Consider the following 14100-nt stretch of genomic DNA (forward strand, 5'->3'; position numbering starts at 1 on the left):
TTGTGAAAATTGAATGAACGTATTGTCGGAAAACGGTAGGCTCGCTTGAATACGCAAATTTGCGTAATTCACCGACTAAATCGAACGATCCTTCAATATGGAGTTGCCGATGTCCTGTTTTGTTCCGGTTGCCCTTGCGCATGCCAGTCGCCTGATTAACCATGGCCCGACCGTACTGGTGACGACCGCGCACAATGGCCGCCGCAATATCATGGCGGCTGCCTGGTCGATGCCCGTCGAGTTCACCCCGCCGCGCATTGCGATCGTCATCGATAAACGTACCCTGACTAAAGAGATGATTGCCGCGAGTGGCGTATTTGCGGTGTGCATTCCGGGTGTGGCGCAGGCAAAGCTGACCTACGCGGTCGGCACTTGCAGTGGCCGGGATGTCGACAAATTTGCGCACTATGCTATTGACGCGGCGACTGGTCCGGTGACGGGTGTGCCAGTGCTGGAGTTAGGTTGTTCCGCGTGGATGGAATGCCGGCTGATTCCCGAGGCGCATACTGAACAGGCTTACGATACCTGCTTTGCCGAAGTGGTATCGGCCGCAGCCGACCCGTGCATTTTCTGCGAGGGACACTGGAATGTGGATGAGCGCAATGGCGATCTCCATACGATTCATCATGTGGGGGCTGGGAAGTTTGTGTCGGGTGGGGGGATGTTTGGGGTTGGGGCGAACAATGTTTGACCGCCCTTTTGCACTTACCTTACCCCTTACCCCTTGTCCTGCTGATGCTGGGAGTCGGCATTTCACTCACGGTGCAATGGAATGCCCCAACGCTATCGCATAAGGAATGGCGAGATGTGATCGCAAAAACGATGGAGGCACATGCTGCTGCATCGATCCACTCCTGCGGCGTAGTGTTTCTTGGTGAGGATGGTACCGCTGCTGATCAATGTGTTTCAATTGCAGAGCAAATTCATGCGCCATTCTGGGTGGTTTCTCAGGTGAAAGGGGAGGACACCTTTGTCTGGATTGCACTTCATCGTTCGCAGCAAGGACAATTGAGCCAGCTTACACTTGATTCATACGGGGGAAGAACAATGGACAAATTGGGCTGCATGTATCCGAACGCGTGTGTACGTCAAACAGGGTAAGTAAGTTGCCAGCGGCCAGGCGAGATGTTTTGGTGCCAGCGTTTGATTGTTTGTAAAACACCGGTTCGAATTTTGAATGGAGCTTAATTGTGAAAGTCTCCGTATTCGCAGACATCAACAGTACACCTGCAGAGTTGTTTCATTTGTCTCAGGATTATCAGCGGCGACTGGAGTGGGATGTGTATCTGTCAGAGGCATATCTGCTGGGTGATGCAATAGAAGCAAATGTCGGTGTGGATTCGTTTTGTAAAGGCACATCGGGAGCGGTGATGATCTCAAGGTATGTCTCCTTCACTCCGCCAAGTGTGGCGGCTGTCACCATGATCAAAGGCCCGCTTATCCTTGATCGATTTAGCGGGAGCTGGTCATTTAAATCATGTGAGGGTGGTACGCGAGTGACTTTCACTTATAACTTCAGAACGCGCCCAGCTTGGCTTCGCTCCATCATCGAACCATGTGTGGCTTGGCTTTATCGACGGGATATGGCGCGCAGATTACTTGCATTCAAGCGTTGGGTAGAAACCAAGAGCGGCGAAGCGAAATAAAAAAACAGGCGCCCTCAAGCGCCTGATCCAGTGAGCGAGTGGATTGAAAATCAGTGTTCGAAGGCGGGCAGGCGAAGCTGCTCTTCCTTGCTGAACATGCGATCGCGCAGTTGTTGTAGTGCGGTATCGGCATTGACGGTGCTGGCGCTCTGCAGAACGTGCTGTCGCGCTTGGGTATAGGATTCGATGCGCGCTTGCCAGGCAGACTCTTCTCGGTCTAGTTCGGCGAGACGCTGTGCCGCTTCTGCACCTACCGTCTGAGCGCGGATCTCAAAAATCTGCGCGGTGGAAGCGCCCTTGGCGCGCGCACTGTCCACGGCGGAGGCCAGAGAGAGATGGCTGATGCTAGCATCCCGCTGCTGGCGTTCGGCCACGGATAAGGTCGCATCCAGTGCAGCTTCGCGAGCCCGCTTTTCTGCGTCGCTCAGTCTGCTGTCATTACGCAGGGCAACCCGCTGAAGTGCCAGATCGTCTTCACGGTCGTTGCTGCCGAACAGTGCCGCAATTTCCTTTTCAGAAAAAAATTGTTTCCGCGTGTCACGGTAGCGTTGCAGGCGAGTCTGCAATGCGCTGAGAGACTGACCCGACTGATCGGCGGAAAGCTTGATGCCTTTGAGTGCTTCGCGGAAAGACAGATAGCGTCCCAGCAGTTCCTTGGCCTGTTTGGCTGCGGATAGGGCAAGATCTTGATCGAGCGAAGCTTCGATTTCGCTGCGAATCTGGCCGAGTGATTTTTCGCCGCTTTGCGATAGGAAGTACTCGAAGCGGCGCAGGAGTTCGGGGCTGAGAACCAGTTCGCCCTCTTCGCTGCGAATATACCCATCCATACGGGTACCGAAGAGCGAACCACCTGCCGCAACATGTTGCGGCGCTGGTGATAAGGTGGCGACCGGGGCGGAGGCGTTGGCGTCTGGCCTGACCATCCAGATGATCAGGCCACCCGCTGCAGCGCTACTGACTGCAAGGGCGGCCCAACGCATTACACACCTGCCTGTTGCAGACGATTGGCGTGTTGACGGAAGAGTGTGACCGGGCTGGTTTCGAACCAGCTGACCAGACCGAAGAGCTGGTTGATTTCGTCGGCGTGGTTCATGGTGTAGTTGTCACGGATCACGGTGCCGAGGTGAGTGGCGCAGGCACTGACCAGTCCATCATTGGCTTCGCCGCCAAAGGCCAGGCCAGTTGTCACCAGCAGGGCATCGCTGGCATCCAGCAAATGGGTCAGCGTGCTGCTGCCGCTCCAGGAATAGTAGCGTACGCCATTGGCGACGGCGGCACCCTGGCCGCAGGCCGTTGTCGGCACACCGGCCGGGTACTTGGCGTTGAAAGCATTCATGCCCGGCGTGGACAGATCGTACAGCGCAGCTTTTGCGTCTTGCGGAAGCCCTGAGTGGCCAGAGACCAGTGCGACCAGACTACCGAATGCGTTGGCGATGCTGGAAGCGACGCTATTGGAAATCGAGCCATTGGGCAAGGTGCCTGCGACAACATCGGCAAACTTCGAGCCCTTGTTTACTCCCCCCACAGTGCTGACCGATGCCACCAGCTGTGGCGCGACCGCAGCGACGTACCGGCTGGTTGGCGCGCCCTGGCTGTGGCCAATCAGGTTCACTTTCTGTGCGCCGGTGATAGCAAGGATCTGTTTGACCTGACTGAGCAGCTGTTCGCCGCGCACGGCATTGCCGTTGACAGCGGAAACGTCAGCGATGAAGACCCTGGCGCCATCTTTTTGCAGCGCGCTGGCGACGCCGTTGAAATAGTCGACACCCAGTGCTTTGTCGAAGCCGAACAGGCCATGTACAAGAACGATGGGGTATTTGGTTTGGGTATAGCCTGCAGCAAAAGAAGGGATCGACAGGGCGAAGCAAAGCAGGACGCTGCCGAGGCGCCGGATGGTGCGTGTCATCGAGTTGTCTCCAGTTTTAGTGTGTGTGCCGGTGTTGAACCGGCCAGGTGACGCAACCATCTTCGGGTTGTCATCACCATCTAGCGCTCACTAGAACTGAGCGCTTGCTATGGAGTATTGGCAGGTCTTTCGGTTAAATCAATTTTGGATTCAAAGAGTTGTCACTTTGCGGCAACAAAAGTGTGCGAACGGGCGTTTGAAATTAGGTGCCGAAATCCCAGTCAGACCCTGAATAGAGTGAATTGCTGGAGCGGTAGATTGGCGGCAAAATGTAATGGCGGTAAGTCGATCTAAATAAACCGGACAAATTGGGACAGGAAGAGGAATGCTAAAATATCTTTTGCTAATGGCTTGTTTGAGTTCGGCTTACGCCGATACGATTTATCGATGCACAGAAAAGGGCAAAGTCACGCTGCAACAGACGCCGTGCCCGGTTACGTCAAAGGAGAAAACGGTCAATCTGGTGCCCAATGTGATTGATCGTAGAGAAGGGCGAATGAATGATCGAGCAACTGCAGAGCGTGTAGAGCGGCAGCAATTTGTGCAAGCACAAGCGAGAGCACAATACGAGGACGATCCTTGGGAGCGAGATCGAAGAGAACGCGAGCGCAAAGCGCAGTCTATTGAGTGCGGCAATGCCAAACGTACCGTTGAGCATTACCGTGCGACCAATAAAATCTCTCGTAATTCGCGGGAGTGGGAAGGTGCAATGAATGCGTGTTGGCGGGATTGCGGCATTTATTGCTAATTAAGTCTCGGTACGGACATGCGCGTACAGCTGGAAATCGCTCGGCTGGCCGCGCACCATGCGCAGGCAGTGCAAGGTGCCTTCATGGATGAATCCGGCGCGTTCTAGCACGTGAATTGAGCGGGTATTATCCACATGGGCATGCGTCTGCACCTGGATGATGCCGACTTCGCTGTGTACCCAATCGAGCAAGGGCGGAATCAACTGCGCCAGTGTGCGTTTACCCCATGCTTTACGGGATAGATCGTAGGCGAGTTCGGCGGTGCAATGCGCAGGCTGAACTGAATGAAAGCCGATGGAGCCAATTTGTGTATCGGCCGCATGGCTGGCCGGATCGTATATCGCATGCACCAGCTCCGAGACCGCTTTGAGTACCCTGCTGGTGTGATCGAGAAAACCAGGGACGGTCAGGTAGTCGAACCAGTCTTGCAGATCGCTTTCGCGAATCGGACGCAGATAGACATGTTCTGTTCGGATGTCGGGTAGCTGACTAAATTGCATGGTCAGCCCCCGAATTGCTGCCGCAGGACATTCTTCTGTACCTTGCCCATGGTGTTGCGCGGCAAGTCGTCGACAAGATGAACAGCTTTTGGCACCTTGAAGTTTGCCAGCGTGGCTTTAAGGGTGGCAATGATGTCGGCCGGACTCAATGCGGCACCCGCTGCAGACGTGTCCCGAACCACGACTGCCGTGACCGCTTCGCCGAAATCTGCATGCGGCAGTCCGATGACGGCCGATTCCACCACGCCGGGCAAGGCGTCGATCAGCTCTTCGATTTCCTTGGGATAGACATTGAGGCCGCCGGTGATGATCAGATCTTTGGATCGTCCGGAAATCGACAGATAGCCATCGTCGCTCCAGCTACCCATGTCGCCCGTTTTGAACCAGCCATCGGCAGTGAATTCTTCACGCGTTTTTTCCGGCATGCGCCAGTAGCCCGCAAACACATTGTCACCCTTGACCTGAATGTGTCCGACTTCACCCGTCGCACAGGGCAATCCGTCGTCATTGAAAACGCGCACCTGTGTACAGGGAAGAGGCTGGCCGACCGTGCCGCCCCGGCGTTCGCCTAGATACGGGTTGGACGTGAACATCCCGCCTTCGCTCATGCCATAGCGTTCGAGAATGGTATGGCCGGTACGCTCGGTGAACTGGGTAAAGGTTTCTTTGAGCAGCGGCGCCGAGCCGGAAATAAACAGGCGGATGGATGCGGCGATCTCACGAGTAAAGGCTTCGTTTGCCAATAGACGCGTGTAGTAGGTCGGCACGCCCATGAAAACGGTCGACTTTGGCAGCAGCTCAATGGCACGCTTGGGGTCGAATTTTGGCTCGAAATACATGGACGAGCCATTGAGTAGCATGCAGTGGCAGGCCACGAATAATCCGTGAATATGGAAGATGGGCAGCATGTGCAGGAGCACGTCGTTGGGCTGGAAATGCCATGCGGTGTGAAGGGTGGTGACATTGGCGGCGAGATTACCATGCGTCAGCATCGCACCTTTGGATCGACCTGTTGTGCCAGATGTGTAGAGAATCGCGGCGAGATCATCTTTGTTGCGCGGAATCGTTGCAAAGGTATCGGGCAGGTCTGCTGCTGCATCCATGAGCGAGCCGTGGCCCGTATCGTCCAGTGTCAGCACATGCGGGGTGCCCGCACCCTGCGCCAGTTCGGTTGCCAGTGCCAGTTGCTCCGGTGCGCACACGAACAGTCCCGGCGTGGCATCGTTGAGAAAATAGTCGAGCTCGTGACGCTGGTAGGCCGGATTGATGGGCAGAAAGACGGTGCCCGCACGTAACGAGGCCAGATAGAGCGCCAGCGCCTCAGCGGTTTTGTCGACCTGAACGGCGACGCGATCACCGGGTTGCAGGCCGAGTTGAATGAGCAGATTCGCCAGTCGGGCGGCGGTGCGGTTGAGGTCGTCGTAAGTCCAGATGCTGCCATCCGGCAGGTACAGGCAGGGCGCATTGGCTTCTTTGGGGAAACGGGTAGCAAAGAGGTCGAAAAGGTTGGCGTTGGACATGGCATCTGTGTGCGTTGCGTGGGATGCGACACGCTATCACAGCACACAGATGCGGGGAAACCGGATGCGTCAGGCAGGTTTGCTGATCTTGCCCGAGCGGGTTGGCCCGACGACAGCCTCGATCTGTGCCTTTAACTCAAGACACATGCCCAGCATGAACAGCGCTTCGCAGGCCACAAACAGCGGGCCGATGATGAGACCGGTGAGATCATCGACAAAGGCGGGTTTGCGGCCCTCGAATACATGACCGACAAACTGGATGATCCAGCCCACCACAAAACCACCCACACCCAGCATCAGCCAGGTTTGCGTGTCCTGTGCTGCGGCAGCGTAGCCTGCCCAGACCGAGAGCGCCATCAGGATGGACATCAGGATGCCAATCGGGCGATTCAGGTTGAGGTAAAACAGACTGGCACCCGCCGCAACCACGGCCGCCGCACTGAAGCGCCAGCCGACGATCAGTACGGTTAGCTTGCTCAGCAGAATGGCGACTGACACCACAATCATGGGAATCCCGACAAAATGCGTGGCGATATTGCGCGTATCGCGGTGGTAGGCGGCGTAGTTGGCCAGATGGGCGTCGAGGGTTTTCACATTGTGTCTCCGGTGAGGTTTTCTGTATTCTGGTGCGGAGCCACCTCTATCGTCTGTCAAAAATCCGACATAGCACCAAAATGACACAATCCCATTCTGCACAAACTTTTGCACCGCTGTTGCGCACCGGTAGCTGGTTCGCCTCCTTGCCGGACACATTGCAGTCCGCCTTGCTGGCGCTCGCACAGGTGCGCCAGTTGGCCGCGGGCGAGACGCTGTTTGTGCGTGGCGATGCGCCGGATGGTCTGTATTGCGTCGTGGACGGCTGCATCCGGGTGTCTGGCCTTACTGAGTCAGGCAATGAGGCCTTGCTGGCGATGCTGGATGCACCCCAGTGGTTTGGCGAGATTGCGCTGTTCGATCGCAATGTGCGGACGCATGATGCGCGAGCTGAAGTGGCGAGTGTCCTGCTACATGTGCCGCAGAATCAACTGGAGGCGCTGCTGGATGCGCATCCGCATTTCTGGCGGCACATGGGGCGATTACTGACGCAACGACTGCGCATTCTCTTTGGCGCAGTGGAAGATTTGCTGCTGCTTGAACCCACCGAGCGCGTGGCACGGCGTCTGGCGTCGATGGCCACCGGCTACGGGGCGCTGGATGGCGCCAGCAAGCGCATGGTGCGGGTATCACAGGAACAACTAGGCACCATGCTGGCGCTGTCCCGGCAAACCGTGAATCAGGCGCTGAAGACGCTGGAGTCAACCGGGGCGATCAGGCGCAGCAGGGGGGAGATTGAGATTGTGGACATGTACGCGCTGCAATCTCAATCCAGATAAATGGCCTCAGGCGAGTCGATACCTCACCCGTAACCCCGCCTCCTTCCCCGGCTGAAAATGTATCCGCGACGCATCGCCGCCCACGGCCTTGATCAGGCGCGGGTTCATGACGTGGAACCACAGCGGGGGCAGGTAGGCGATGACAAACATCCCGAAATAGCCATTGGGCAGGGTGGGCAGATTGTCGAAATGGCGCAGCGACTGGTAGCGGCGCATCGGGTGGGCGTGATGGTCGGAGTGCCGTTGCAGGTGGAAGAGCGCCCAGTTGGAAAAAATGTGGTTGCTGTTCCATGAGTGATGGGGCTGGCAGCGCTCGTACTGACCGTTGTCCTGCTTGCGGCGCAAGAGACCGTAGTGCTCGATGTAATTGGCCGAGGTGAGCTGGAACCACGCCCAGACCGCGATCCCGAGCAGCATTGGCAAGATGGCGGTGCCGAGCCACACAATCATCCCCGTCCATAGCGCCAGCGTAATCAGACTGGTGATGATCAGCTCGTTATGCAGCGACAATGGCGCGAGCCCGGCCTGGCGGCAGCGTGCCCACTCCAGCTTCCATCCGCGCATCAATCCGCCCGGTAATTCCCGCAGCGCAAAGCGGTAGATGGATTCGCCCATACGCGAGGAGGCCGAGTCTTCCGGCGTGGATACATGCTTGTGATGCCCGCGATTGTGTTCGATGACAAAATGGCCGTATGCAAAAGGCGCGAGGACCAGTTGCGCCAGTCCGCGTTCGTGCGCCGGACGCTTGTGGCCCATTTCGTGCGCCAGATTGATCGCAAATCCGCCGATGCCACCGGCGATGATAATCACGGCAATTACGCCATGCAGTGGTAAGGTCTGCGTACCCAGAAACCATAGCGAGAACGCCCACGCAGCGCCCAGAATCGGCACCAGCGCAAAGGTGATGTAGCGATAGTAAGCCACTTGTTCAAGCGCGGGGACGGCGGATTCGGGCGGATTGGAGCGATCTTCACCCAGCAGCCAGTCCAGCATGGGCACCACGCCATACATCACCAGCAGCGGGAGCCATAGCATCCACGCGGCATGAAATTGCAGGTAGAGCAGAGGGCCGGCGCCAACCGTGGCCGGTACCGCCAGCGAGGCCAGCCAGACCCATTTCTTGCGGTCGCGGTACGGCAGATCTGCTGGGGTGAGATGCATGTCCATCGAATGTCTCCAGTGTGGGTGTTGTAAGCATGAGTATGCAAATGCACCCGTTTTGCTAACACCGTTGAAACTGTCAATTGATCGTCATAAAGTGACAAGTCGACTTTAAATTGCACAATCATGCTGAATTTTCCGGTGATCCATCCCACCTACATCCGCCTGCTCTGCCATGTGCTGCGCGAGCGTGGTGTCGCGCTTGCGCCTGTGCTGGCGGCGGGAGGGTTGGCGGAGGGAGAGCTGGGGCAACGCCGATTGCCGGTCGGACTGGCATCAACCGTGGCGCTCGTTGCAGCGGCGGAACAGGCTGCGGACTGTCCGTGGCTGGGGCTGATCTTCGGGCGGGCGCTGCCGCTAACGGCACATGGCCCGATTGGTTATGCAGCTGTCGCTAGCCCCGATGCCAGACGGATGCTGGAGGTGATTCAACGCTATGGCGGGATGCGTATGCCGGTGCTGTCGTTCGAGCTGATGCCGGATGAGGGCGGCGTGCGCTTGTTGGTGCATGAACGCATGTCGCTGGGGCCATTGCGGCGCTTTTTGCTGGATGGCGTGGTGGCGGCGTTTTGCCGTCTATTCGAGAGCAATCTGGGCGGCACGCTGGCGGGCGTGACGCTCGCGATACCGTGGTCGCAGCCAGACTGGCTGGATGAATATGAACAGGCGGCTGCAGGTGCCTCGATTATCTGGTCGGCACCCGTTTTGTCGTGGCGGTTTCCGGCAGCCTTTTTGCTGCGGCCGTGTCTGATGTCGGATGAGACCGCTGCGGTGGATATGCATGTACAGCAGCACATCGAATCGGAACTGCCTTTGTCGGCACGGATTGCGGCGCGTCTGGGCTCGGCTGAAACGGGCTATCCCGCGCTGGACGATATGGCTGCCAGCCTGCATCTTTCATCACGCACGGTGATTCGTCGCCTGAAAGCTGAAGGGTGCACTTATCAGGATCTGCTGGATGAAAGCCGCAAGGCGCGGGCCGAATGGTGGCTGCGGACGACGCAGCTGGCGGTGGACGTGATTGCGGATCGACTCGGGTTTGTTGATACGTCCAATTTCAGCCGCACCTTCCGGCGCTGGTTTGGCATGACGCCGGGGGAGATGCGAAAGGGGGACGGATTGTCCCCCATGTCGTCTACCGCCAGTTCGACTGCACAACCGCGTGGTTAAGCCGCTTCCTGCACCTCATTTCGTCCAATCGCATACCAGTTCACCTTGCGGGTAAGCATCATCACGGCGGTGAGGGCGGCGAAGAGCAGCAGGGTGCCGCATAGCAGCGCGTAATCTTCCATGCACAGCAGCAGATAGAGGATGCCATAGAGGCCTGCCAGCATGCCTGCATGAATCAGACCCGCTCGACGGCTACCCAGTGCATGGCCGCCATATAAGCCATTCTGGATGACACAGGCAGACGCCGCGATCAGATACGCCAGCCAGAAGGGCAGTTGCTCGGCCAGCGAGAGCAGAAGCAGGAAGAAAATCGCCAGCGACATACCCACCAGACCATATTGCACCGGGTGGATGCTGATCTTGCGCATGATTTCATTGAGGAAAAACGCTGCAAAAGTCAGGATCATGAACAGGATGCCGTATTTGCTGGCGCGGTCGGTCTGCATGTAGACATCAACTGGCTCGAAGAGGCGGGTACGCAAGGCCACATCGCGGTATTGATCGCACTGACCGCTCATGCATTGCTCGAAGTGTTCGTTCATGCCGTTGGACATCCAGCTGGTTTTCCACTGCGCGTCGAATCCCTTGGCCGAAAACACCCGCACGTCCGGCAAGTAGCGGCCGACAAAACTCGGGCTGCGCCAGTCCGATTTCAAATGCAGATCGGAATTACGACCCAGTGGTACGACGGAGAGTTCGTCCATGCCTTCCAGGGGCAGGCGGACCTGAAAATGAATGGTGCGCGCATCGCCATCATGTTCGGGCAAATCGATATGGATACCCGTCGCGATCTTCTTCATCTTGCTGCCGGGCTCGAAGGTGTGATCTATGCCATTCCAGGTCAGAACGGGAATTTCCTTGATACCGCGCATATCGCTGATCCCCAGCGCGACAAACGGCTTGCCCCAGATAATGTTCGGGTCTTTGCGTTCGGCACGGGTATCGGGCAGCGTGATGTCGCCACTCAGGGTCAGGTCGGCGTGGTAGAGCAGGGCCTGATACATATCGCGCTTGCGGGTGTAGGTACGAATATCGCCGTCTGCTGACAATTGATCCGGCAGGACGCGATACTCCCGCTCTTCCCAGTGATAGGTCTGGACGCCATGTTCATCCGGTGCATTCATCACTTTCTTGCGAAACGGCAGCACCCATACCAGCCCCTCCACCCGTTGCATGCCGGCGGCACCATCGGCGATGGAAGATAGCGCTTCAGTCTTATAGGCTCGTCGGGAAGCCACCATGCCTTCGACCATGCCAAGCGCAATCATTAGCACCAGCATAACCACCCCGATGGCAATAAATTTGAATGTCAGATGCTTGGACACACGTCACTCCTCTGTGTTGTTCGTTGGAATGACGCAAGTGTGACAAGCCAGATTGAAGAATCTGTGCGCTGAATATGAAGTTGTGTGAAGTGCGCGGTGGCTCGCCAGTCAAACTTAGTCTGCCAGCGTGAGCTCGGCGACCGCCCCACCGTCTGGCGCGTTTACCACGCGAATGTGCCCGCCATGCAGACTGGCAACTTCGCGTACGAATGGGAGACCCAGCCCGGTTGATTTCGGGCGATGGTCGGGGCGCGGCAGGGAATAGAAGCGCTCGAAAATGCGGTCGCGGGCAAAATCGGGCACGCCGGGACCATGATCGCGGATGGTGAGTTGCACATTTTTCTCGTCACGAATGAGACTGATATCGATCAGACCCTTCTCTGGCGAAAAATCGATGGCGTTATCGAGCAGATTGCCTATGGCCTGACTGAGCAGAAACGCATCTCCCCGCATGAGGAGGGATGATTCGGAATCAAGGGAGATGACGATGTTGCGCGGGGAGGCGATCGCCTCCCGGTTGCGGATAACATCCCGAACAAGGGGCACCAGATCGACAGTCTCCGGGTGCGCCAGCGTGCGCATGCCCTCCAGCTTGGCCAGATCCAGCAGGCGCTCGATGATACGGGTCATGCGGTCAGATTGCGCGGCGATATTGCCAAGAAAGCGCTGGCGCTCGGCCTCGGGCATCTGCTCGTTGATCAGTTCTGCTGCGCCCTTGATCGCGGCCAGCGGGCTTTTTAATTCATGTGTGAGCGCATGAACGTATTCCTCGGCATAGCGTTTTCCTTCCAGCTCTTCGCGCATGTGCTCGATGGATTGGCCGAGCAGGGCGACCTCGCCGCTGCCATGCAAGGGGGGCAGGGTAACATTACGTTCGCCGCGCGAGACAGCTGCCGTATAGTCCACCAGCCGGTGCAGCGTGCGGGTCAGCCACCACGAGAGCAACAGCCCTGCCAGCAGGCTGAGGGCCAGCGCCGCTTGCCCTGCGCGAGTCAAGCCACGATACGCCTGCACAAAATAGGGTTCGACCGATCCCGCCGGCTTGGCAACAGTGACCACGCCGATGATCTTGCCATTGTCCAGAACAGGGGCCGCAACATGGAGAACGGCGTCGCCGGTGTTGGGGTCTTGTGTGGCCCGTGCGCCGTAGCGGCCGTGCAGCGTCAGGTAGACATCATTCCAGCGGGAATAATCCTGACCGGTTGCTTCCACGCTGGAATCAAACAATACGATGCCGCGCGCATCTGTGACGTAAATGCGGTAATCCGGGCGGTCGCGCTGTACGCCCCAGATACTTGCACCCATGTGTCGTTGCTGAAAACGACCGACTTGCTGCGCTAGCGCGCTGTCGCCTGCCAGCATGCCCTGACGGATGTCGTCGCGTACCTGTTCGGCCAGCAAATTGGCGCTATCGAGCAGGCTGTCTTCCATGGCTTGCCGCAGTGCCGGTTTGAGCGCATTGCGGGCGGTATCGACCAGAAACCACGCGGTGATGCCCACCACCAGGAAATACCCCAGAAAGATACGCAGGCGGATCCGCATCAGGCCAGCCTCAGGCTATAGCCCAGACCGCGATGGGTGTGGATGTACTGGTTGTCCGGGTCGGCCTGACGCAATTTGGCGCGCAGGCTTTTGATATGGGCATCCACAGTGCGCTCGAAGCTGGCCTCGGGTTCTTCCCATGCATGATCCATCAGTTGTGCGCGGGTAAACACGCGCTCAGGTGCGTCGAGCAAAGTGATCAGCAGGCGATATTCATAGCGGGTGAGATCGAGGGGCGTCTCGCCCAGAAAGACTTTTGCTCGGGCGACATCGTGGCGCAATGCAGAGCCAGTCTGCACGGACTGTATGCCGCGACGCAAGATGGCTTTGACCCGCGCCACCAGTTCGCGCGGGCTGAACGGCTTCAGTACATAGTCATCTGCACCCAGTTCAAAACCAATAATCCGGTCAATCTCTTCCGAGCGGGCGGTGAGAAAGACTACCGGCACATCGGACTGACGCCGGATCGCTTTACAGACCTCAAAGCCGCTGATGTCCGGCAGACCGACATCCAGAATCACCAGGTCGGCGGGACGTGTCTGCAGGTGTGCGAGTCCATCGGTGCCCAGCATGGCCCAGTGCACCTCGAATCCTTCCGAGCGAAGGGCGTATACGATGGTGTCGGCGATGGCGGCTTCATCTTCAATCAGGATAATCCGCTGGCTCATGAGGGTTTCACGCACGCCAATTGTGCTTTGAGGGAGGGCGATGCTTTGAGCAAAGCCTGATTGTAATGCTCGGCAAACTGGTAGGCCTGCGTGTTGAAGCGAACACCTTGTTCGCCGCAGACCGAGTCCGATGTGCCTGCAATGATCTTGACCATATCCTTGGGGAAGGGGCAGCCCGCCAGTTCCGGCACGCCGGGGGTGACGACGGCAAACCCGCTAATGGCGAGCAACTGCGGATGCGCGGATTTGGCTGCGCGCTGGGCAGCACGTACCGGGTTACCTTTAACAAGCTTGAGCGAATCCGCGGGTATGTCCGGACAGGAAGCGCTGATGGCCGCAGTCGACACGGCAGTTACCGCGCCCAGTATGAGCATGAATTGGATGGTGCTGCGCATGGCATCTCCCGAAAGGATATTGGTCAGTTTCAGCGATTCACGAGACTAACCCAAGTCTGCCGCGCTTCCAACACGCATTACATTCAGTCTTCATTCATATCCTTGCGTGCAACATGAAGTCACAAGCCCATCCACTTGGCCCTGC

The 14100-nt window shown here is 57.7% G+C and carries 16 protein-coding genes; 6 read left to right on the plus strand and 10 right to left on the minus strand.

The window, feature by feature from the left end; genetic code table 11:
* Positions 1–109: 109 nt before the first annotated feature.
* From KSF73_09065 to KSF73_09075, 3 genes are all read left to right on the plus strand, one after another.
* Positions 110–691 carry a flavin reductase family protein gene (locus tag KSF73_09065; GenBank protein MBV1775864.1) on the plus strand — a complete coding sequence of 194 codons (582 nt, stop codon included), beginning with the start codon at positions 110–112 and terminating at the stop codon, positions 689–691.
* Positions 688–1101, plus strand: a complete 414-nt coding sequence (locus KSF73_09070) for a hypothetical protein (protein MBV1775865.1) — start codon at positions 688–690, stop codon at positions 1099–1101. Before KSF73_09065 ends, KSF73_09070 begins: the two co-directional genes overlap by 4 nt.
* Before the next feature lie 89 nt (positions 1102–1190).
* Positions 1191–1646, plus strand: a complete 456-nt coding sequence (locus KSF73_09075) for an SRPBCC family protein (protein MBV1775866.1) — start codon at positions 1191–1193, stop codon at positions 1644–1646.
* 50 nt (positions 1647–1696) lie between these two features.
* Here the strand turns inward: KSF73_09075 and KSF73_09080 are convergent, their stop codons facing one another.
* Together KSF73_09080 and KSF73_09085 are read right to left on the minus strand one after the other, a co-directional pair.
* Positions 1697–2626: a lipase chaperone gene (locus KSF73_09080; protein ID MBV1775867.1), complete on the minus strand. Its 930-nt coding sequence runs from the start codon at positions 2624–2626 to the stop codon at positions 1697–1699.
* On the minus strand, positions 2626–3552 hold the full coding sequence (locus KSF73_09085) for a triacylglycerol lipase (protein ID MBV1775868.1): 927 nt from the start codon (positions 3550–3552) through the stop codon (positions 2626–2628). The genes KSF73_09080 and KSF73_09085 overlap by 1 nt, the downstream gene beginning before the upstream one ends.
* Before the next feature lie 325 nt (positions 3553–3877).
* On the opposite strand from KSF73_09085, the gene KSF73_09090 reads away from it, so the two are divergent.
* On the plus strand, positions 3878–4300 hold the full coding sequence (locus KSF73_09090; protein MBV1775869.1) for a DUF4124 domain-containing protein: 423 nt from the start codon (positions 3878–3880) through the stop codon (positions 4298–4300).
* Here KSF73_09090 and KSF73_09095 read toward each other — a convergent pair whose 3' ends face one another.
* The 3 genes from KSF73_09095 to KSF73_09105 form a co-directional block, all read right to left on the minus strand.
* Positions 4301–4801 (minus strand): GNAT family N-acetyltransferase, encoded by a 501-nt coding sequence (locus KSF73_09095; protein MBV1775870.1) that lies wholly within the window; start codon positions 4799–4801, stop codon positions 4301–4303.
* Positions 4802–4803: 2 nt separating this feature from the next.
* Complete coding sequence (locus tag KSF73_09100; protein MBV1775871.1) at positions 4804–6321, minus strand: malonyl-CoA synthase; 1518 nt, start codon at positions 6319–6321, stop codon at positions 4804–4806.
* A gap of 69 nt (positions 6322–6390) precedes the next feature.
* Positions 6391–6915 (minus strand): DUF962 domain-containing protein, encoded by a 525-nt coding sequence (locus KSF73_09105; GenBank protein ID MBV1775872.1) that lies wholly within the window; start codon positions 6913–6915, stop codon positions 6391–6393.
* A gap of 80 nt (positions 6916–6995) precedes the next feature.
* Between KSF73_09105 and KSF73_09110 the strand changes: the two genes are divergently transcribed.
* Positions 6996–7694: a Crp/Fnr family transcriptional regulator gene (locus KSF73_09110; GenBank protein ID MBV1775873.1), complete on the plus strand. Its 699-nt coding sequence runs from the start codon at positions 6996–6998 to the stop codon at positions 7692–7694.
* 6 nt (positions 7695–7700) lie between these two features.
* Here KSF73_09110 and KSF73_09115 read toward each other — a convergent pair whose 3' ends face one another.
* Positions 7701–8861: an alkane 1-monooxygenase gene (locus tag KSF73_09115; protein MBV1775874.1), complete on the minus strand. Its 1161-nt coding sequence runs from the start codon at positions 8859–8861 to the stop codon at positions 7701–7703.
* Between the two features lie 120 nt (positions 8862–8981).
* Between KSF73_09115 and KSF73_09120 the strand changes: the two genes are divergently transcribed.
* Complete coding sequence (locus KSF73_09120; protein MBV1775875.1) at positions 8982–10025, plus strand: AraC family transcriptional regulator; 1044 nt, start codon at positions 8982–8984, stop codon at positions 10023–10025.
* On the opposite strand, the gene creD is transcribed toward KSF73_09120, so the two are convergent.
* The 4 genes from creD to KSF73_09140 all read right to left on the minus strand — a co-directional run bounded on the left by creD (position 10022) and on the right by KSF73_09140 (position 13955).
* Positions 10022–11350 (minus strand): cell envelope integrity protein CreD, encoded by a 1329-nt coding sequence (gene creD, locus KSF73_09125; GenBank protein ID MBV1775876.1) that lies wholly within the window; start codon positions 11348–11350, stop codon positions 10022–10024. The genes KSF73_09120 and creD overlap by 4 nt on opposite strands.
* A 114-nt stretch (positions 11351–11464) precedes the next feature.
* The gene (creC, locus tag KSF73_09130; GenBank protein ID MBV1775877.1) at positions 11465–12892 is read right to left on the minus strand and encodes a two-component system sensor histidine kinase CreC; all 1428 of its coding nucleotides are present in this window, start codon (positions 12890–12892) and stop codon (positions 11465–11467) included.
* Entirely contained in the window at positions 12892–13560 is a 669-nt protein-coding gene (gene creB, locus KSF73_09135; protein ID MBV1775878.1) for a two-component system response regulator CreB, read from the minus strand. Before creB ends, creC begins: the two co-directional genes overlap by 1 nt.
* Positions 13557–13955 carry a hypothetical protein gene (locus KSF73_09140; protein ID MBV1775879.1) on the minus strand — a complete coding sequence of 133 codons (399 nt, stop codon included), beginning with the start codon at positions 13953–13955 and terminating at the stop codon, positions 13557–13559. The genes creB and KSF73_09140 overlap by 4 nt, the downstream gene beginning before the upstream one ends.
* Positions 13956–14100: the final 145 nt, after the last annotated feature.

Source organism: Burkholderiaceae bacterium DAT-1, from assembly GCA_019084025.1.
Classification (GTDB): domain Bacteria; phylum Pseudomonadota; class Gammaproteobacteria; order Burkholderiales; family Chitinimonadaceae; genus DAT-1.